A 19700-nucleotide genomic window follows, 5' to 3' on the forward strand; every position below is an offset into this window, starting at 1 on the left:
GGCACGTGACTGGGGGTGCGCCCGCTGATGGACAGTCATCGGACGTGATCAGCGTGCCGAGCTCGCGGGTGCCGGATCGGGCGTGGCCTGGCTGTCGGCGACCTGGTTCCGGAACGGCGCGGCGAGGGTGGACCGGATGTGGCGGCGGTTGCGGATAAGCGCGGCGACCGCGATGACCGCGTAGATGCCGCACAGGACGTAGCGCGCGGTTTGGCCGGGCAGCGCGAACTGGATCGCGAACAACCCGAGCAGCGTCCATGCCGCCCAGCGCGGGAACCGCAACGCGAGCAACGCGGCCACGCCGAGCACCGTCTGCGTCGCGGTCAGCAGGAACTCCTCCACCTGGCGGGCGTCGAGGTGCAGGGCCGTTCCACCGCCACCAAGCAGGTAGGCCAGCGGCAGGCTGCCCACCAACAGCGTCCACTGGTTGACCTTGCTGGAGATCAGCGTGCCGATCGCGGCGGCGCCGTTGCCCCGGACGGCGAACAGGATCGCCACGATGAACTCCGGCGCTTCCGACGCCAGCGGCGCAAGCCACTGCACGAGCAGGAACTGGTCGATGCCAAGCTGGGTGCCGGTGGCGATCAGCGAGTGCGCGAAGGGCTCGGCACAGGCAAGGATCACCACGGCGGCGAAGACGAACAACGCGATCACCAGCGGTCGGCGGAGGTGCTTGGGGAGGTCGCCGATGGTCGCGGCGGTGCCGACCAGGTCGGGTTCCGCTGCCTCGGCGCGCGAGACCTTCCACAGGTAGAACACGAAGAACGCGAGCAATGCGAACCCGAGCAGCAGCGAGATCTGGCCGGTCGTCGGCACCACGAAGGCGACCAGCGAGCCGATCGCCAGGAAACCGAGCTCCACCCGGTAACCGGACTCCAGGGTCAGCTCCCGCACCGACTTCCCGGTGCGCTGCTTGGCCCGCGCGAGCGCCACGATCGCCACCAGCGACCAGCCCAGGCCGAGTAGCAACCTGTTCGAGCCGGTCATGTTCGCCGCTGCGTAGGCGACGTATTCGGGGTTGCTGCCCGCGGTGTAGGCGAAGTAGAGGTCGACCGCGTACTCGGGCAACACGGCGATCACCGCGAGGATCGCGATCGCCAAGCCGCCGGAGATGTCGACCTGCGCCGCCTCGGCGGCCCAGGCCAGCACGAACGACGAGGCCACCACTGCCATGCCGAACAGGAGCAACCCCAGCAACGGACTCGGGGACAGTCCGGCGAACCGCACGATCAAAGCGGGCACCGTCAGCGCCGCGCAGAACGCGAGCGGACGCAGCAGTGTGGTGGACATCGAGTTCCTTCCCGGACCTCGGTCGGCCACCGCCGGAGACGGATCTCAGCGTGTCGAACGGTGGGCTTGCGGACTACTCCCCTTCGGAATGCCACTACCTTCACCCTGGTTTCGTAGTTTTCGCAACCAACGAAACGTTTGCGCGGCATGCACCCAGGGGTTGCGTGGTGAGGAACAATCGAGCTCGCCATGCCGAAAAATCCCGCACCGAACGCCGCAGAACCCGGCCTGCCCAGGCAGGACGCCGAACCGACCGAGGCCCAGCTCACCGCCGCCGCGGCGACGTTCGCGCTGCTGGCCAGCCCACCCCGATTACACCTTGTGTGGTTGATCACACACGGTTCCTACGACGTCGGCACGCTGGCCAAGCGAGTCGGCATCAGCATCGCGACGGTCAGCCAGCACCTGAGCAAACTCCGCCTGGCCGGGGTCATCACCGCCCGCCGAGAGGGCCGGCGCCACCTCTACACCGTCGACGACCCGCACGTGATGACGCTGGTCGAGCAGATCTTCGACCACATCGCCCCGGACGGCACCCTCGCGCCCGACCCGCCGACGCCGCCGCGCTGAATCCGGCTGTTCCAGCGCGTTCCCCGGCTTCGTTCTGGCAGTCTGTTCGGGTGCTGGAGATCGCAGACAAGCTGGGCTCGGTGCTATCGGCCCTGATCGGCCTTGTCGGGCTGGTCCTGACCGGGTACGGCCTGTGGCTGCAACGCCGCACGACCCCCACGCCGCCGGTCCTCCAGCCGCCTCCAGCCGACCCGCCGGAGCCGGAGCCGCGGCTGGAGGTGCCGGACCGCTCGGACTGGGTGCCGCCGTCAACGCACCTGCCCCCCGGCAGCCAGGGCTACGGCGGCCCACCACCAATGCCGCACCCGCGGGTCGAGGCCCCGACCCCGGCACCGCGCCGAACTGCCCTGGTCGTCGGTCTCGTATTGCTCGGCGTGGCGGCGGTGCTCGGCGTCGTCACCTGGATCCTGTAGCGAAGTCGGCGACTGGGCTGACCGCAGTGTCAATTGACGCTGCGGTCAGTGCACCGCCCAGGAGTTCGCCAGTCGCCGCTCGTGGGGGCAGATGCGAAAAGCGGTGCGGGCCACCCGTGGCTGGTGACCCGCACCGCTTGTCGGTCCGATCTGTCAGATGTCGAACCTGCCGTCCTGCACTCGACGTACGAAGGCGGCGAACGCCGCGTTGTCGATGTTCAAGATCGGGCTGTGCGCGCCGAGCTTCGTGTCCCGGATACCAGTGCGCCCCGGGGCGAAGCCGACCTCGACGCAGTTCGCGTTCTGCTCACTTCGTGTGGACTTGCGCCAGCCTTTGAACTCCATGGCGACGATCCTTGCTCTACAGGGGTTGTGCTGGACTCAGTAGCTCTCGGCTACTTCCAGCACCTTATCCCTGGATGCCACGGGATCGAGCGCTGCGCCGACCATGCGGGACCACAGCCGGTTGTAAAGCTCTACGTCCTCGCGGTTGTCGAGGTACTTTCCGTCGTGGTGTTCCTCCAAGTACACGAACTCCAGTGGGCCGGAGTTTCCCGGGGCCTCGATGCGGAACGTCATGAACGACTGGCTCCGCGCCGCAGCATGAATCCGCGCGTCGAAGGGCAACACCTGGAGTTGCACGTTGGGAAGCTCGGAAATCTTCGCCACGTGCTCAAGCTGCTCCCGCATGACGTCTGAGGTTCCAACCATGGTGCGAAGGGCGGATTCAGACAGCACGAAGCCAATGTCAGGCGCTTCCTCCTTGGTGAAGATCTCCTGACGTTCTGCTCGTGCCCGAAACACGTCATCCATGTCCGGCACGACCTGCCGCACAGCCTCGGCGCGCATCGCTTGGATGTATCCGGGCGTCTGCACCAAGCCGGGTAGGAACTCGCATTGGTAGTGGTTGATCACCGAGGCGTCAGCTTCGAGGTCGACCATCATGCGGGCGTACTTGTGGTAAATCGCTCGATAGCCAGTCCAGCGGCCGCGTTGTTCGCTGCCCTTCGCCAGGCCGAGGTAGAAGCTGCGGTCAACGCGGACGCGGACCTTGCTCGCGTAGAACTCGACGAGCTGTTCCAGGACTTGGCGTTTCAGGCCGGTTTGCCCCGACTCCAAACGGCTGATCGTGCTTTCCGCTTTGCCGATCGCACGCCCGGCCTCGCCCAGGTCGCAGCCTGCGTCTTCACGTAGGTGTCGAAGCTCGTGTCCAAGCTGGAGTCGACGCACTGTTGGTGTCGGCATGTTCTTAAGCCTTCCACGCTCCGGGCGATCGGCGGCGCGATCTCACCCGATCATGTTACTGCCCAAAACGCAATTGCGTTGCTACCTTGGTCGTACTCAAAACGGAATTGCATCGAGAACGCGAGGACTCAGATGGCCTATCTTTCTCCTTGTTTTCAGCACCTATGACATCAAGGTGAAAGATATGAACATTGTGCACTTGCGTTTTAGGGACTTGGGGCCCGGTGTTGGTCGCCGTGGCTGGTCGCCTGGACGGTGTGGGGCCGTTGGGTGTTGCGGTGCCTGGTGGACGTGGTTGGCCCCGGCCTCACACGTCCGCCAGGCCCGCTCCTGGGACTTCCCGAGCAGAACGGATTTCGCGATGAGGAGCACCACTGCACCGGTCTCCCGAGGATTTGCGGCCTCTCCTTCCCCGGCCGTGCCGCAGCCTCGGGCGGGAGAGGTGGCGGTCGAACGCCTCCCGACCACGGCCAACGGCCGTCACCCTCCCATTCCCCCTGCACCGGAAGAAATCCCGCCCGGGACCTTGGTGCAGGCCCGCGTCAATGGCGAGGTGTGCCGTGGATGCGTGATGCCGCACGACTCGTCAACCATCGGCCGAATGCCGTTGGTGCCCGTCAGGTTCGGGCAATTCTGCTGCATCCTGCTGCCCACCGATCTGTCCGTCGTGGAAGTTCCTGCCGCGACGGACTGACCGTCGCCCGACGCGACGCACCACACCCCCTGCGGCGCGCGGCGACGCTGCGGGGCCGGGAGAAGAATCGTGGCACCTCCCGGCCCCGCCTCGGGCCAACCGGATTGGCGGGAATGCCAGTCGCATGGCGGGATTAAGCTGGGTCCGGTTCCTTGATCACCTCGGGGAGGTGCGATGACGTCCGATCCGGCGGAGCTGGACGAGGCTATCGCGCAGCGGTATGCCCGGCTTACCGAGGAACTCGACGACGAGACCGCGTACCAGGTCCTGGTTGAGCTGGCCGACCTGCTGCTGCACCGCGCCCAGACCACGGGCGCGGACGTCGCCGAGGTGATCCAGGTTGCCGGAAGCCTGCTCGACAACCTCGCCGATGACTCGCCCGCTCGCGCCGCGCCGCTGTACCAGCTAGGTCTGGCACACGCGTTGCGAGCCGAGCGCGGGGCCCGGGAGGAATTCCGCACCGCCGTCGGCTATCTGCGGCAGTTGCGGCCGCTGCTGTCCGATGAGGCGGCCGAGATCGTGGGGCGCATCGGCCTGATCACCGCGCAGCTGGTCGGTAGCCTGGAGGCGTTCGAGGAAATCGACGTCGCGCTGGCCGATCTGAACACGGCGTTCGGGCTGTTGCCTGATTCGTTGCTGCGCAAGCAAGTCCGCTTCAGCCGCGGACTGATCCACCTCACCCGCTACCTTTCCGTGGGCGGGGACGAAACCGATCATCGGATCGCGACGGAGGATTTCACCGAAATACTCCGGGATTTGCCAGGAGATGCGAAAACCTCCGACGCCTGCCACATCGGCCTCGCCTTCCTCCTCTTGACCAAGGACATGCCCGCCGAGCTGCGACACGGCCGCATCGACGCCGGTACCGTCGACAAGCTGTCGCTGACGCTGCCCGCCGACGCACTCGCCGAGACGCGCCGCCATCTGGACGCGCTCTCTCCGAGCGCCGCCGGTGACGGCTCGGTCACCACCCTGAAAGTCCTCGTCCAGGCCGCGGGCAACCTGGGCGACTCGTCCCGTGAGGACTGGGAAACAGCGATCGGCGAACTCGACGATGCGGCGCGCGGCTGGCCCGAAAACGAACCAGGAAAACGGGAAATCGCCGCGCTGCGGGCCAGTCTGGCGGCAAAGCTCGCCGAACTCAGCGGCAGCGCCGCGGACACCGACGCCGCGACCAGCCAGATCGCCGCTGCCGCCGCTGCCTTGCCGACCGACCACCCCATGCGCACGCTGCTGCTCTCTGGCCTGCGCACCACCTCGGTCATGCCCGGCCGGGCCTCCTCGGATCTTGACCCGGCCGAACACACCGCCGTCGTCCGGCGGCTGGAGCAGGCGTTGGCGCACTTCCCCGACGACGATCCGGATCGTGCCTCGGTGCTCACCTCGTTGGCGACGGCGCTGCTGACCTCGGTTGCCACCAACCGCGAGCAGTCGCCGCAATCCCTGGCGAGGGTCCGGGAGATGAGCGAGCAGGCGGTCCGTCGCGGCGCCGCCGACCCGGTAAACACCGGCATCAACCACTTCCTGCTGGGGGTCGCCGAAGGCTTCCAGGCCCTCACCGACCGCGCCGGAAAGCTGCTGGACGCCTCGGTGGCGAACATGCGGCGAGCCGACGAGTTACTGCCCGCCGACCACAAACTGCGGCCCTTGCTGATTCCCTGGCTGAGTACCCTGCTCACCCAGCGGTTCATGGCCTTCGGCGGCCAAGAGGATCTCGATGCCGCGCGGTATTACGCGGCGGGCACCGGCGGGGACGATCTGATCGCGCGCTTCACCGCGGCGGTGAGCCGGATCACGCCGCATCGGTTCGACGCCGAGGCTTTGGACCGGACCGCCGCGGAGCTCAAGGAGCTGGGCGCGGAAATGTCGACCGACCACGTCCTACAGCCGCGAATCGCGAGCGCCCTGGGATCGGTCCGGCTGCTTCGAAGCATGCTAGACGGCAACGAGTTCAGCCTTGATCGCGTCAACACCGACCAGGCTCGCAGCGCCACGGACGCCATCCTCGATGCGGTGGGTCGGCTGCCCGACTACCACGTGGACCAGCCGAATGAGACCCTCGGTGCCGCACTGGCCTGCGTCGGCCAGGCCGTGGCGACCCGGGATCTCACGCTGCTCAACCGGGGAATCGGCATGATGGCGGAGATCTGCGGCCAGCCCCACCTGTATCCGCGGGAACGCCGAGGGGCGCTGGATGCGTTGGCGACCGCATTGCGGACTCGCTACGAATTCACCCGCGCCCCACGCGATCTCAGCAACGCGATCGACCGATTCGAGCAGGTGCTTCGCGAATTCGAGCCGGAGCCCGGCGCATTCGAGACCGCGAACCTGCTCAACGCGCTGGCCGACTGCTACTTCACCCGGGGTGACAGTGTCCGCCGTGATCAGCAACGCGCGGTCACGACCGGGCTTGAGGCGCTGCGCGAGCGCGCGCGCACCGTGCTTCTCCAGTCCAGCGCACGCCGAGCGTTGGAGACCGCGAACACGGCCACCGGAGAAGCAGCCGAGGTGAGCCGCTGGTGCCTCGCCGCCGGGCAGCCCGAGGCCGCGGTGCAAGCGCTGGAATTGGGGCGCGGCATGGTTTTGCACGCCGCCACGGTCGATGCCACCATGCCGACCCTGCTGCGGGAGAACGGCCACGCGGAGCTGGCCGATCGGTGGGAATCCGAGCTGGGGCAACAAAAACCGTGGGATGTGGGCGGCGCCAACGACGTCCGCGTGGCCGACGCCGCGTTGCCCAGCGACCTGCGATACCGGGTGCTGCGGGCTTTCGAGGGCACCGACGCCGAAGCGAAACTGCTAGCTCCACCACCGGTCGCGGCAATCGCCGCCGGGCTGCGCGCCGCACGCACCCAGGCCCTGGTCTACCTCCTGCCCGGCGTCGCGGTGCTGGTCACCGCCGACGGGCGGGTCGAGCAGGTGGAATCGCCCCGGCTCACCGAGGACGGCCCGGTCGACAGGTTCGACCGGATGCAGCGCGAACGAGCACGCGTCGGCGACGCCGCTGACGAGCAGTGGCGGCCCGCGTTGGAGAGCGTGTGCGACTGGGCGTGGGCGGCGGTAATGAACCCGGTGCTGGACTTGGTCGCCGCCGGATCCGGCGAACGTCCGCTGCGAATCGTGTTGGTGCCGGTGGGAAAACTGGGCACGGTGCCGTGGCATGCCGCGCGGCGGCGGGTGCCCGGCGGCAAGGTTCGGTACGTCTGCCAGGACGCGATCATCTGCTACGCGGCGTCGGCCCGGCAGTTCGTCGAGGCGGGTCGGCGCGAAACCCGTTCCTGGGCGAGCGAACCGGTGCTGGTGCGGATGCCGGAGCTGCACTGGAGTCGGCACGAACTCGGCCACCTCCACGAGTTACACTACAAACACGGCTCCTACCTGGGCAAACCTCCTGACCCGAAGCGTCGCACCCGGCGCCGCGAGCCGCTGCCGAAACCCGGCGGAGTGCTCGCGCGGCTGCCCACCGCCTCGCTGCTGCACCTGGCCTGCCACGCCAGCCCGGCAGAGTTGCCGATCGAATCGGCGCTGCTGCTCGGATCCGGGGAAATCCTGCCGGTGCAGGACATTCTGCGCCAGGCGCGGGACCGACCACGCGATGCCGCCGGCGCGCTGGTCGTGCTCGCGGCGTGTGCCAGCGACCTCACCGACCGGCAGCACGATGAGGTGCTGACGCTGTCCACCGCGTTCCTCGCCGCCGGTGCCGCCGGCGTGGTCGGCACCCGCTGGGAGGTCCTGGACCTGCCCACCGCCATGTTCATGATCGTGTTCCACCACTACCTCAACACCGGCTACGCCGACCCGGCGAGCGCGCTGCGGGCCGCGCAGCTCTGGATGCTCGACCGGCGTCGCCGCCCGCCGCCCGGAATCCCGGCGGAACTGGCCGCCTTTTTCGCCGAAGTCGACCCGGCCGCGCCCCCGCACTGGGCAGCATTCACCTATCAGGGCCGATGAACCTCAACCGGAAGGAAACCAATGGCGCCGGCGACGTTCGGCATTGACCTCGGCACCACGCACTCCTGCATCGCGCACATCGACGAGGCGGCCCGCCCGGTGATCGCCAAGAGCGCGGTCGGGGAGGACACCACGCCCTCGGTGGTGTACTTCGAGCGACCCGGGGTGGCGTTGGTGGGCACGGCGGCGAAGAACTCGGCGCTGCTCGCGCCGCATCTGGTGGCGCAGCTGGTCAAACGCGACATGGGACGCAAGAACACCGAGTTCACCTACCACGGGAACCGCTACACCCCGGAGAAGATATCCGCGCTGATCCTGCGCGAACTCGCCCGCGCCGCCGAGGAGAACACCGGGCACACCGTGCGTGACGTGGTGATCACGGTGCCCGCCTACTTCGGCATCGCCGAGCGCGACGCGACCCGCAAGGCCGGGGAGATCGCCGGGCTGAACGTGCTCGACGTGCTGGACGAGCCGGTGGCCGCCGCGCTGCACCACCACGCGCTGGACAATTCGCCGCAAACCCGGCACGTGCTGGTCTACGACCTGGGCGGCGGCACCTTCGACACGAGCGTGATCCGGGTCACCGGTGACGACATCCAGGTGGTGTGCACCGACGGGGACGGTGAACTCGGCGGCGCGGACTGGGACGAACGGATCGTCGATCACCTGCTGGCGGCATTCCGCGAGGAGCATCCAGAGCTGGACCCCAGCGCCGACGAGCACGCCATGCAGGAGTTCGCCGACCGCGCCGAAGACGTCAAGAAGGCGTTGAGCGCCACCATGTCCCGCAATGTCGCGCTGCGGATCCGCGGTGCCGCGGCCACCGTGCCGTTCACCCGGCAGCAACTGGAAGAACTCACCGCCGACCTGCTCGATCGCACGATGGCGATCACCGAGCGGATCATCGAGACCGCTAGGCGCAAGGGAGTCGAGCGGTTCGACGAGGTGCTGCTGGCCGGCGGGATGACCCGAATGCCGGCGGTGGCGGCCGGGCTCCGGCAGCGGTTCGGGCTCGACGCCCGGCTTTCCGAGCCGGACCTGGCGGTCGCCAAGGGCGCGGCCCTGTTCGCGCTGATCCGGCAGGCCAATAAGGTCCGGGACGGCTCCGCGGGACAACAGTTGGGGATCAGCGCGGCCGACGTCGATGCGATGGCCAAAAAACGGGTTGCCACGGTGGTGCCGCGGGCCTTCGGGGTCAAGGCGCTGGACCCGCGGGACCCGTTGGCGCTCACCGATCCCATGCGAGCGCGGCAGATGGTGGCGCACCTGCTGCAGGCCAACACCGAGCTCCCGGCCGACACCGGCCCCTATCCGTTCCAGACGGCCATCGACAACCAGCGGATGGCCGAGATCGAGGTGTGGGAGCAAGCCGGTCCGACCCCGTCCGACGACCCGGCCGACAACACCAAGGTCGGGCACGCCATGCTCACCGGAATACCGGCGCGACCGGCCGGCTGCCGCATCGAGATCACCTTCACCATGTCCGAAACCGGTGCGCTGACCGTGCACGCCAAGGAGTTGGAGAGCGGCAACGACGTGCGCTTCGAACTCAGCATCGGCGGCATGGACCACAAGGCGGTGGCCCGGGCCCGCACCGACATCGCCGGACACCAGGTCAGCGGATAGGAGGTCCACGTTGAGTCAGCAGCGGATGCTGGACGCGCTCGCGGCCGAGTGGGACGACGTGGCCGATGGGCTCGATCCCGAGGCATTCACCAGGTTGGTCGCGCTGGTCGCCGAGTTGCAGGACGCGGCGGACACGGAATCCGCCGCGCTGATCGCCGAGGACATCGCCACGCTGCTGGCGGATGTGCTGCCACTGACGCACCCGGTGCGGCGGGCGCTGGCAGAGCCCGAGTCGCGGTTCCGGCGGCCGACGGTGGATTGGCGGCGACTGAGCACGAACCTGCGGGACCGGCTGACCGGGTCCGCACCGAACGCCGACCTGGACCGGCTGCGCGCGGCGGATTCGCTGGATGCGCGGCAGATCGAGGCCGCCGGCGGCGATCCGGCCGACCCCGACCTGATCCGGCTGCCGTCGGCCACCGGCCCCGCCCGGTGGCCCGCGTTCCAGTTCGACGCCTCCGGCGCCCCGCGCGAGCTGGTGCGGACCGTGAACCGGTATCTGCACGCCGCGGCGGACCCGTGGGGCGCGGCGGACTGGTGGCTCGGGCCGAACGATTGGCTCGGCGGTGTGCCGGCGGAGCTGATCGATCAGGTCGACGAGCGGGCACTGATCGACGCCGTCCGCGAAGACACGGCGGAGGTGTGAGCATGCCGGAGGCCACACCACCCCTGCAGTTCGAAGCCGTCCCGAACCGTTACGTGCTGCCCGCCGACACGACGCTGTTCCGGTTGCACGACCGCAAGCGGCACGCTGCCGAGTTCAAACCCGCTCAGGTCGACGTCGGGTCGCCCGGCGGCCGGTTCGACGGGACTACGGCCGACCCGTTCCCCAGCTACTACGCCGGGCTGCACGTGACGACCGCGTTGGCGGAGGTGCTGCTGCGCAACCTCGGGTTCGGCGGCAACGGGCAGCGGCTGATCCGCCGGGCGCAGATCGCCGAGCGGCGGCTCAGCGCGGTGCGCACGGCCCGGGAACTGACCCTGGTCAGCCTGCTGACCGGCCCGGACCTGGCCGCGGTCGCGCAGGATTCCTGGCTGGTCGACGCGGAAGGCAAGGACGCCTATGTGCAGACCCGGAACTGGGCGGCCTGGATCCGGGAACGGGCGGACTGGGCGGACGGGCTGATCTGGCCGTCCAAAAGGGACACCGGGCATCCGGCGCTGGTGCTGTTCGGAGATCGCTGCGGCGCGGACGGCCTGGACGGCGACGAACCGGAGCTGCAGATCGACCTGGACACCGCGATCGGCGAAGCCTGGCTGAGCAAGATGCTCGCGCCCTACCGCGCGGTGGTCGCCCCGCGGGTGAACTGACATCCCCGCGGACCGGGCCCGGAGGGTCCAGTTTTAGGCAAAATCGGGAAATTCATCGCTGGGACCAGGTGCCGCCGTGCTGCAGGAACGCCCATTCGCGTTCCCAGGCGCGCATGCAGACCCGGCGGGCGAAGTGCTGAGTGCCGACGATCAGGGCGATGCAGGTCAGCTCGATCACCAGCAGCACGAGCACGGCGGCGAAGATCGCCGATGCGGTAACCGAGCCCGCGCTCGCCGGCGGCGGCACGCGGTTTCCGGCCTGGTCGACCCACACCGTCACGGTGTCGCCCACCGAGCTGTCGGCCGGGACCTGGATCGTTTCGGTGTGCGGTTGCTGCGCCGGCCCGGTGCGCCATTCGGCGACAGCGGTCGAGCCGAGGGCGTCCTGGCTGTATGCCTCGGAGGCCGGCGCGCTCAGCTCCGGCGCGGTGGTCAGCATCGCGGTCACCTGGCGGGTGGTCGCCGCCGATTCCGCTGCCTGCTGCGTCAAGCCGGTGTGCAGTGCCGTGCCGAACAGGACCGATGCGGGGATCGCGATCAGCGCCGCCACCAGCAGCAGCACCGAGATTCCCGCCGCCATTCTATCGATCGGCCTTCGCAACGGGTTCCGGTTCACACCCAGTGCGTTCACCAACCATGCTGCGTGCGCTTTTAGCGCCGCGATCATGACAACCTCCAGACTTGCGGGGCACCGTGTGCCGCGGACGACCGTCATCTGGTTGTGCCCTGATGGTTGTGCGCGGCAACCTCTACGTGAGTATCCACCCCACTCGCCCCATTGTTATCGCAACGTGACCAGACATACACCATTGGTGCAGCAGATCACGTCTAATTTGCCCGCCATTTCCGCAGACCGGGGAGGATCGGGCAGGCCGACCGCGCGCGACATTCAGACATTTCTCGTGCCGGCTTTCGACGCGGTGTCCCTTCGGCGGCAACGACAAGCCCCTTCGGGCAACGACAATCGGTCAGCCGCGACGGATCGACAGGCCGGTGGCCATCGAGGCGATGCCGGACGCGACCTGGGCCACATCGTCGATCTGCTGGTCGTCATCCCGCATGCCGGGACAGGCGAGGTCGGCGAGCGCCGCGGCAGCTGTGGGCCCGAGGCCGCGAACGATGATGCGGATCCCCATCGCGCAGGCCTTCCGCGCCAGTTCACGAGCTTGCTCGGGATCCGCCAACCCACCGTCGCTGAAGATGCACAGCACGCGGTCGCCCGGGTAGCTCGGCAGCACGTCGATGCCCAGTCGCAAGGCATTCGACAGCACGGTGCCGCCGCGCGGAATCGCCTTCCGGAGTGCGGAAACCACTTCGTCGAGTGGGGTCTCCGGCGGCAGGTACCGCTGCACGGAATCAGCCCACAGAACCAGCCCGCTCTCGTAGTGCGCGCCTTCGGCCTCGACGAGGAACTGCTCGCCGCCGGCAATCGCCTGGGACAGCGGGCTTCCCGCCATCGAGGCGCTCACATCGATGCACAGCAAGACGTGCCCGAGGTACCGCTGTTGCAGCTTCGGCAGGTACCGGCCCGGCGGGGACTGTGTCAGCCCGATCCCGGCGAAGCTCCGACGAATCCACGAACTCATCGATCCCCCACTCAGCAACGCACGGCGAGCCCGGCGATGGTTTGGGCGAGCCGCTCGGTCGTCGCGCCATCGACGACACCGTCCACATAGGCCTCCAGGTCGAGTGCCGCGCCGCTGAGCGGTTCCCGCGCGGTCACCGCGAGCAGACCGTCCGCGCTGACCCGCAGCGTCAGCTCGATCACCGAGCCCCCGGGCAGCGGCGGCAGCCCGGCGAACTCGCCGTCCAGGACCCGCCGGTTGTGCTCGACCTGCGCCGAGGGCAGGTCCCCAGATTGCTCGAACACCTGGATCCGGACCGATCGCTGCCGATCCACGATGGTGGCGAACCGGGCGGTTGCGACGGCGGGCAGCGGATCGTTGCGGTGCACGAGGTGCTGGACGAAACTCCGCAGGCTTTCGTCGTGGCTGTCCTCGATCAGCACGCCGAAGCTGCGCGGCACCACCGCGGCCGTCGTCCCACCGCCGGGTAGGGACGAGGCGAGCCGGTTTGCGCGAACGGCGGCACCGAAGACGACCGCGAGGTCCGGATCGACGATTTTCGGGGCCAGGCCGAGATGTTCTTGCAGCGCGGCACGAATCGCCGGCGTCCTGGTCGCGCCGCCGACCAGCAACACCTCGTCGACTCGCGGCACGCCCTTCGCGGCGGCGGCGGCGAGAACCCGGTCCACGATCCGCACGGTGCGCTCCACCAGATCCGCCCCGAGGCGCTCCAGCGTCGCCCGGTCGACATCGAAGCTCGCCACGTCGTCGTCGCAGCGCAGCGTCACCTTGCGGCCGGTGACCGTGCTCAGCTGGCGTTTGACCTGCTCGGTGACGTCCTGGAGCTGCTGCCGGAACGCCTCGTCGTCCGGGTCGGCGGCCGGGAACTCGCGGGCGAAGGCCGCCGCCAGGTGCTCGGCGATGCGCTCGTTCCAGTCGGCACCGCCCAGTCGGCTGTCGCCGTCGGTGGCCACGACGTGCACCCCGTCAGCGGCCACCCGCAGCACGGTCGTGTCGAACGTACCGCCACCAAGGTCATAGACGAGCGCGGCGCCCGGCTCCGCCTGGGCGGAGTAGTGCAGCGCAGCCGCGACCGGTTCGCTCAGCACCTCCAGCACATCGATTCCCGCCAGCCGGGCTGCTTGCAGTGTCGCTTCGCGTTCGCGGATCCCGAAGTACGCGGGAACCGTGATCACCGCCCGAACCGTCCTATGTGGCCCGAAGCGGGCGATCGCGTCGTCGACCAGGCTGCGCAGGATCAGCGCCGACACCGACTCCGGCGTGTGCCGCACGCCGTGGAACATCAGCTCGAACTCGGTGCCCATCCGGCGCTTGATCAGCGCGACGGTGTTCTCCGGGTCCAGGCTGTTCCGCGCCGCCGCCCCGACCACGGCCGTGTCGGCGGAAGGGAAGTGCACCACCGACGGCGTGGTCAGCTCGCCGAGGCGGTTGCGGATCACCTCGACGCCGTCCGAAGTGGACGCGAGCGCCACCGCGGAGTAGGTCGTGCCGAGGTCGATGCCGAGCACCAGCTCGTCAGCCACTGTTCCACACCCCGGTCAAGAGGTCGGTGGAGCCGGTCACCGAACCCAGGACGCTGAGCAGCATGGCGATCGCGAAGACCACGAGCAGCACCACCCGGGCGATCCGGTAGTTCGCGGGGGGACGAATGCTCATGCCGCCTCCGGTGTCTTGCGGGACACCCGCACCCGGTCGGCTTTCATGAGCGGGGGAAAGGGATTTTTGCTCATGACGCCTCCGGTGTCTTGCGGGACACCCGCACCCGGTCGGCTTTCATGAGCGGGGGAAAGGGATTCTTGCTCATGACGCCTCCATTGTCGGCTTCTCCTCGCGGCTCGCTTTTTCGGCACGACCGAGGGCGAACCCGCCGAGCCCCAGCAGCCACCGGAAGGGTGCGGCCGGGGTGAGCCGGTGGCCGGGCCGGATCCCGGTGACCGAGGAGACAACGAAGTACCGAACCTCGGCGAAATCCCGCTCCGCGGCCAGCACGAGGTTGTCCAGGCCCGCGGTGTTCAGCCAGTCGCGCACCGCCCCGGCGCACAGGTCGGCGGCCCACGGCAGATCGGTCAGCAGATCGGCCTTGACCACGGTGATCGCCAGCGCCCGGCGTTCGGTCTCGACCCCGTAGTCGCGTAGCCGCCGGGCCGTCACGTGGTAGACCTGCTCGGGGTCGCCGCTGGCCGGATGTGCTTCGGCGAGACGGGATTCCAGTGCGCCGCCGAGCTGATCGCGCACCCAGCCGATGGCGAACGGGTCGACCACGAACACCAGTCCCCCGGCGTGGTCCAAGAACTCCAGCTCGCTGTTGTCGTCCCGGTCAAGGAAGAACTCGCCGGCCGCGTCGAAGAGGTGCACCAGCGCCTGGCCGCGGGCCTTCGCCGTGCCGCCGCGGGTGAACCGGACCGTGATCGCCGGGGGCAGCTGGCCGGCCGGGGTCTTCGCGGTGTCACCGCCGCTGGTGATCAGCTGCTCGCCGTGCAGGAAGGCCTGCCTGCTGGCCTCGTCGACGAAGTCCAGTACCACGCCTTCTGCGGCGGCCCGGTCCCGCAACGTGACCAGGCCGGCGTGCACGAGCCGGGTCTTGCCCGCCGACACCGGGCCGAAGACCGGTACCCGGATGTCGGTGACCGCACCCGAACCGCCCCGCAGCGGTCGGTCGCACCGCTGGCACAGCGCCTCCAGCCGCCGGGACGCGCGCAGCACGGTCGTCGGCAGCTTCGTGCCGCACCCGCAAGTGCGCGACATCGCGCCCAGCACACCGGGCCGGATGTCGTGATGCACCACCTGGCACCCGCCGCAGCGGTAGGCGGGCACGGCCATTACGTGGTAGCACACCGCGCAGCTCCCACTTGCCTTGCGCAGCCGCCGCACGACGTGGTCGTACCCCCGCAGGCTCCCGACCAGCGCACCCCAACCGAGCCAGCCGAGGCCCAGCGCGATCGCGCCGATGACCAGCACCTGCACGGCCCCCACGATCGCGCCCAGGGTGACGCCGGACCAGATCAGGATGGTCAGGCAGCTGCTCACCCACCGGAGCTTGCTGCCGATGCCGTAACCGAAACCCCATTGCCAGCCGCGCACGATGAAGCCGTAGGCGTTGTGCCAGGACGCCACGAGGTCGCGGCGCCACTGCGCGGCGAGGTAGCTCGGCCAAGCCCAGTCGGGCGGAAACGGTCCGTGCGGCTTGCGCAGGCCAGCCGTGCCGTTGACCACGTCGTTGGGCGTCACCAGGACCGGTTTCCGGGATCCGCGCCCCGCCAGCACCAGGCATGTCGAGACGAACGCCCAGGTACTGCCGACCAGCATGAAGACCGGGTACAGCCAGGCGACGATGGCGACTATCACCGCGGCCAGCCAAAGACCGATGCACAGCAGCAGGGCGCCTCCGATTACGTAAGGCATCACTTCTCCCGTCTGCTGAACAAGCGCCGCGCGATTTCACGGGTGCGGCTCGATTTGGGCTTCTGCTGGGAGTAGTCCTTCAGCCATTCATGCCAGGCGGCGGCGTAGTCGGCCTCGATGCCGCGCAGCAGCTTGCTGATCCGACGGTAGTCGGCCTGCTTGTGTTTGGCGGCCCAGCGTTCCAGTGCCTTGTCGAACGCCGTCCGGACCTGTTCGGAAGAGGCGTCCTGCCAGCAGGTAAGAAACGCCAGCGCGAGGGCCTGATCTCGCCGGTCGGACGCGACCTGCTCGTCGTTCCACACCCTGGGCAACTCGTGCACCAGCGTCTGCTGCAGCTGGTTCCCGGCCTGCACGATCACTGCCAATGCCGCCTGCGGGGTGGCGCCGAGCAGCACTGCGGTGATCTCGGTGGCGCGAGCGATGAACACCTCTTCGGAGACGTTTTCCAGCGATTCGGCACCGGTTTGCGCCCCCTTGCGGGCGAAGGAGCTCACCCAGGCCCGCAGCCGGCCGTCGTCTTCCCAGAGCTTGCGCAACTTCTCCCGGTCGCCGATGTGGTGGCCCAACATGCGCAGGACGTCCAGGTATCTGCCGGACACTGTGGACTTCTCCAGGACCGCGAAGGCCCGCTGCGCCACCGCATCGGACATCGCGGTGGACGGCAGTGTCGTGACGAAGTCCTTCAGCTCGGCCAAGGTGGGCGGGGAGGTCCGGAACAGCGCCTCCCACACCGCTTCGCCGGTGCCGGGGTGGTCGGGCGAGCGCAGCCGCTCGCGGAAGACCGCGATGGTCTCCCGCCGGGCCGTATCACCGGTGGCCACCGCCGCGGCGGCGACCGCCGCATCCAGTGGGTCGAAGGGGTCGCTGATCGCCGGGGCGAGCAGCCGCCACCAGCGATCGTTGATGTCCCTGGCGACCTCGTCCGCGTTCGGCCCGGTCAAGCGGCGGGTCAGCGCATCGCGCAGCAGGTCGAGCATGTCCGGCCCGCAGGTCCAGCGCGCCGGATCGATCCCGGCGTGCGGGTGCTGGGCCCACCATTCGACGAACCGCCCGGACGCTTCGCCGAAACGGCCCAGCCGGGGCCGGATGTCGAACCTGGTCGCGGTCCGCAGCAGCAGGTCCATTCGCTCCGGGGCGATGGCACCGGCCGCCGCCTCGACCAGAACGCTGGCCGCCTCTTCCTCGTCCGGGCTCCACGGCCGGGGGGAAAGCGGGGCGCGGTGCTCGGCCGGGGTGCCGCGGACGATTTCGTCGATCTCCCCGCGCAGCAACGCGATCCGGACCCGGCCCGCCTGTTGTGTGGTGGTTTCGGCGAGCCTGGTCAGCACCGGTAAGGCCGGTGCCGCCGCCAACACCGCCTCCAGCACCGGCTCAAGAACGTCCGTTGTGGACACCGGCGGCGGGCAGGCCAGCCATTCGGCCAGCGACATCGCGGAATCCTGCCCGGTCACCGGCTCGTCGAGCATCAGCACCCCGGCGGCCAGCCGGTCCGCCCCGATCGGCCGGCCACGGTTGCGCGCGAACTGGTGCGCCAGCTCGACGGCCTCGACCACGTCGTAGGGGTCGGCGGCGAGGAAGCGCGGCACCCAATGCCGGGCCGCCTCGGTCGGCTCGGCCTTCCGGTACTTGCCGCTGACCAGGTTGAACACCGCGAAGTCGGCGTTGCGGTCCGGATCGGCCAACGATCCGGCCCAGTCCGGGTGCACCGCGAGCACCTCGTGGCGGCTGTATTGCGGATTGGTGGCGAACACCCGGAACTCCACCCGCAGCGCCCGTTCCTGCGGCAGCAACAGCGTTGCGGCCGCGATCCAGCGCACCGCGGTTTCCGCTTCTTCGCTGACGAACAGCACCCGCGGCGCGTCCTGTTCGTGCACCCGGTCCAATGCGGAATGCACGGCGAGCAGCCACGCTTCGCCGTCCTGCTGGCCTAGCACCCATTCCCGCAGCGCCTCGACGCCGAACGGGCCCGCCTCGGGTTCGGCCGGCACCGGCTCGCACTCGGTGCTCGACGCGGGCTGTTCGACCCACCACGGCGCACCCCACAGCTGCGCCGGCCGGATCGGCCCGTACAGCTGCGGATCAGCGGTGGCCAGCGCGTGGGTGAACTGGTTGCCCTCGCGCACGCCACCGGCCTCCGCGCCCAGGTAGATCCCGCGCGCCGTCGCGTAAACCCCGTCGTGCACGTGGACCAGCGACGGCGGGTAATCCGCGACCTCACGCTTCGCCCGCATCCAGCCCACCGGGGCCTCGTAGAGCGCCGAGCGCTGCACCGCCGTCATCATCTCGTCCGTCGTTCCCGGCGAAACGGCCTGGAACTGGAAACCCGCGCCGCCGCGCAGGCCCTGCCCCGGACGGCAGTCGGTGTAGTACAGCGAGTGAAACTCACGCGCGCTCATCCTCGGCTCCGTTCGATGATCCTGAAGTGGCTGAGCAGCCACAGCAGCGGTTCGTCCACGCGGAACGGCCGCACTCCAGCCGGATCGATCTGCTTGCGGCCGTAGTCCGGCTCCGCCCCGAGCGAGGAAACCGCGAAATAGCGGAACGTCTGGTAGTGCGCCCGCAGGTGACCGTCGATGTCGTCGGCGCCAAGCTCGGCCAGCAACGCCCGCAGGTGCTCGTCGGTGTCCTGTCCGCCCGCCTCGTCGTACTGCGGGCCAGTGGGCGAGGGGCGCAGCAGCGGATGGTTGGCGCCGAGCATCCCGAAAAAGGCGTCGATCTTGGAGAACACCACCGCGATCGGCGTATCGACCCGCTTGCGGTCGCTGAGCCCGACGCTGGAACGCAGCATTTCGGTGACGCGGGTGAGGACGTTGATCGGCGGTTCGGTGTCGCGGCGGCCGGCGTCCGGCACGGCGATCCGATCCGGCACGCCGGGCAGCTGGAATGGGTCCAGCAGCACGATCATCCCGTCCGCCGCGGTTAAGTACGCCTGGCTGTTGACGAACTCCTGGGTCGTCATGTCCTCGCCGGCGGCGTCGTAGAACGACAGCGTCGTGGTGTTGTGCACCTCGCGGCCGAACCGCAGGCGCGGCTGCCGCCACTGCATGACCAGCGGGATGCGGATCCCGTCGGCGGAACTGGCGGTGGACTCGAACAGCGCCCGGTCGTCGAAAAGGGCCTGCTCGTAGCGCTCCAGCCACTGCGCGGTGCCGACCCCCGCCGGTTCCCCGGCGAAGGAGATGTCGGCGTCGAACCGACGCCGGATGTTGTGCCGCAGCTCATGCACCAGCACCGTGGTGTAGACGGTTTTGCCGGCGTTCTTGCCGCCCACCACGCCGATCAGTGGGCTGTTGCCCTCCGCGAAGTTGGCGGGCAGCGGGGTATGGCACACCGGGCAGGCGCGGATGCCGCTGACCGTGCCGCAATCCGGGCACGGCGCCCGGCGCGGAGTGCGTCCCAGCCGGGACGACGGCGGCGCGAAGGTCGGCCAGGCGGCGGTGGCGTAGCCGGTAAGCCGCTGCCGCTCCGGATCGACGACCTTGCGGCACTTGTCCCGCCCGGGAGCGGGCCGGCCGGTGCACTGGAACCGCAGGTTGCTCGGGGGAAACCGGTGGTAGCAGTAAGGACAGGCGACCTTGGCCATCAGGACCCCTCCCCGGACTCGTTCCGTGG

At 69.1% G+C, this 19700-nt stretch carries 16 protein-coding genes; 6 read left to right on the forward strand and 10 right to left on the reverse strand.

The features are described from left to right. Window positions 1-48: 48 nt before the first annotated feature. On the reverse strand, window positions 49-1290 hold the full coding sequence (locus tag BJ970_RS03230) for a calcium:cation antiporter family protein (RefSeq protein ID WP_184723509.1): 1242 nt from the start codon (window positions 1288-1290) through the stop codon (window positions 49-51). A 189-nt stretch (window positions 1291-1479) separates the two neighbouring features. Between BJ970_RS03230 and BJ970_RS03235 the strand changes: the two genes are divergently transcribed. Beyond that, the gene (locus BJ970_RS03235) at window positions 1480-1860 is read left to right on the forward strand and encodes an ArsR/SmtB family transcription factor (protein WP_184723512.1); all 381 of its coding nucleotides are present in this window, start codon (window positions 1480-1482) and stop codon (window positions 1858-1860) included. Between the two features lie 50 nt (window positions 1861-1910). Next, window positions 1911-2273 (forward strand): hypothetical protein, encoded by a 363-nt coding sequence (locus tag BJ970_RS03240; RefSeq protein WP_184723515.1) that lies wholly within the window; start codon window positions 1911-1913, stop codon window positions 2271-2273. Between the two features lie 153 nt (window positions 2274-2426). Here BJ970_RS03240 and BJ970_RS03245 read toward each other — a convergent pair whose 3' ends face one another. Then, window positions 2427-2618 carry a DUF397 domain-containing protein gene (locus BJ970_RS03245; RefSeq protein WP_184723518.1) on the reverse strand — a complete coding sequence of 64 codons (192 nt, stop codon included), beginning with the start codon at window positions 2616-2618 and terminating at the stop codon, window positions 2427-2429. Window positions 2619-2654: 36 nt separating this feature from the next. Beyond that, window positions 2655-3518, reverse strand: a complete 864-nt coding sequence (locus tag BJ970_RS03250) for a helix-turn-helix domain-containing protein (RefSeq protein WP_184723521.1) — start codon at window positions 3516-3518, stop codon at window positions 2655-2657. Between the two features lie 868 nt (window positions 3519-4386). Between BJ970_RS03250 and BJ970_RS03255 the strand changes: the two genes are divergently transcribed. From BJ970_RS03255 to BJ970_RS03270, 4 genes are read left to right on the forward strand one after another with little or no spacing between them, the layout of a single operon-like run. Beyond that, window positions 4387-8163 (forward strand): CHAT domain-containing protein, encoded by a 3777-nt coding sequence (locus BJ970_RS03255; protein WP_184723522.1) that lies wholly within the window; start codon window positions 4387-4389, stop codon window positions 8161-8163. Window positions 8164-8184: 21 nt separating this feature from the next. Continuing rightward, on the forward strand, window positions 8185-9789 hold the full coding sequence (locus BJ970_RS03260; protein WP_184723524.1) for an Hsp70 family protein: 1605 nt from the start codon (window positions 8185-8187) through the stop codon (window positions 9787-9789). 10 nt (window positions 9790-9799) lie between these two features. Beyond that, complete coding sequence (locus BJ970_RS03265) at window positions 9800-10435, forward strand: hypothetical protein (RefSeq protein WP_184723526.1); 636 nt, start codon at window positions 9800-9802, stop codon at window positions 10433-10435. A gap of 2 nt (window positions 10436-10437) precedes the next feature. Continuing rightward, window positions 10438-11100: an RES family NAD+ phosphorylase gene (locus BJ970_RS03270; RefSeq protein WP_184723528.1), complete on the forward strand. Its 663-nt coding sequence runs from the start codon at window positions 10438-10440 to the stop codon at window positions 11098-11100. A 52-nt stretch (window positions 11101-11152) separates the two neighbouring features. Here the strand turns inward: BJ970_RS03270 and BJ970_RS03275 are convergent, their stop codons facing one another. The 7 genes from BJ970_RS03275 to BJ970_RS03305 form a co-directional block, all read right to left on the reverse strand. Further along, window positions 11153-11815: an Rv1733c family protein gene (locus BJ970_RS03275; protein ID WP_446689083.1), complete on the reverse strand. Its 663-nt coding sequence runs from the start codon at window positions 11813-11815 to the stop codon at window positions 11153-11155. Between the two features lie 253 nt (window positions 11816-12068). After that, window positions 12069-12686: a VWA domain-containing protein gene (locus BJ970_RS03280; protein ID WP_184723532.1), complete on the reverse strand. Its 618-nt coding sequence runs from the start codon at window positions 12684-12686 to the stop codon at window positions 12069-12071. Window positions 12687-12697: 11 nt separating this feature from the next. After that, window positions 12698-14209: an Hsp70 family protein gene (locus BJ970_RS03285; RefSeq protein ID WP_184723534.1), complete on the reverse strand. Its 1512-nt coding sequence runs from the start codon at window positions 14207-14209 to the stop codon at window positions 12698-12700. Then, window positions 14202-14342, reverse strand: coding sequence for a hypothetical protein (locus BJ970_RS03290; protein WP_184723537.1), 141 nt, complete (start codon window positions 14340-14342; stop codon window positions 14202-14204). Before BJ970_RS03290 ends, BJ970_RS03285 begins: the two co-directional genes overlap by 8 nt. A gap of 144 nt (window positions 14343-14486) precedes the next feature. After that, a complete protein-coding gene (locus BJ970_RS03295; protein ID WP_184723540.1) occupies window positions 14487-16088 on the reverse strand; it encodes a TRAFAC clade GTPase domain-containing protein in 1602 nt (533 codons plus the stop codon). Beyond that, window positions 16088-18484, reverse strand: coding sequence for a GTPase-associated protein 1-related protein (locus BJ970_RS03300; protein ID WP_184723543.1), 2397 nt, complete (start codon window positions 18482-18484; stop codon window positions 16088-16090). The genes BJ970_RS03295 and BJ970_RS03300 overlap by 1 nt, the downstream gene beginning before the upstream one ends. Beyond that, the gene (locus BJ970_RS03305) at window positions 18481-19671 is read right to left on the reverse strand and encodes a TRAFAC clade GTPase domain-containing protein (RefSeq protein WP_184723546.1); all 1191 of its coding nucleotides are present in this window, start codon (window positions 19669-19671) and stop codon (window positions 18481-18483) included. Before BJ970_RS03305 ends, BJ970_RS03300 begins: the two co-directional genes overlap by 4 nt. Window positions 19672-19700: the final 29 nt, after the last annotated feature.

The organism is Saccharopolyspora phatthalungensis, from assembly GCF_014203395.1.
Lineage (GTDB): Bacteria > Actinomycetota > Actinomycetes > Mycobacteriales > Pseudonocardiaceae > Saccharopolyspora > Saccharopolyspora phatthalungensis.

Bases quoted from the DNA above. Each gene is read 5' to 3' on its own strand.
- BJ970_RS03230 (WP_184723509.1), bottom strand. From the start codon at position 1,290: ATGTCCACCACACTGCTGCGTCCGCTCGCGTTCTGCGCGGCGCTGACG.
- BJ970_RS03235 (WP_184723512.1), top strand. From the start codon at position 1,480: ATGCCGAAAAATCCCGCACCGAACGCCGCAGAACCCGGCCTGCCCAGG.
- BJ970_RS03245 (WP_184723518.1), bottom strand. From the start codon at position 2,618: ATGGAGTTCAAAGGCTGGCGCAAGTCCACACGAAGTGAGCAGAACGCG.
- BJ970_RS03250 (WP_184723521.1), bottom strand. From the start codon at position 3,518: ATGCCGACACCAACAGTGCGTCGACTCCAGCTTGGACACGAGCTTCGA.
- BJ970_RS03255 (WP_184723522.1), top strand. From the start codon at position 4,387: ATGACGTCCGATCCGGCGGAGCTGGACGAGGCTATCGCGCAGCGGTAT.
- BJ970_RS03260 (WP_184723524.1), top strand. From the start codon at position 8,185: ATGGCGCCGGCGACGTTCGGCATTGACCTCGGCACCACGCACTCCTGC.
- BJ970_RS03270 (WP_184723528.1), top strand. From the start codon at position 10,438: ATGCCGGAGGCCACACCACCCCTGCAGTTCGAAGCCGTCCCGAACCGT.
- BJ970_RS03275 (WP_446689083.1), bottom strand. From the start codon at position 11,815: ATGACGGTCGTCCGCGGCACACGGTGCCCCGCAAGTCTGGAGGTTGTC.
- BJ970_RS03280 (WP_184723532.1), bottom strand. From the start codon at position 12,686: ATGAGTTCGTGGATTCGTCGGAGCTTCGCCGGGATCGGGCTGACACAG.
- BJ970_RS03290 (WP_184723537.1), bottom strand. From the start codon at position 14,342: ATGAGCATTCGTCCCCCCGCGAACTACCGGATCGCCCGGGTGGTGCTG.
- BJ970_RS03295 (WP_184723540.1), bottom strand. From the start codon at position 16,088: ATGCCTTACGTAATCGGAGGCGCCCTGCTGCTGTGCATCGGTCTTTGG.
- BJ970_RS03300 (WP_184723543.1), bottom strand. From the start codon at position 18,484: ATGAGCGCGCGTGAGTTTCACTCGCTGTACTACACCGACTGCCGTCCG.
- BJ970_RS03305 (WP_184723546.1), bottom strand. From the start codon at position 19,671: ATGGCCAAGGTCGCCTGTCCTTACTGCTACCACCGGTTTCCCCCGAGC.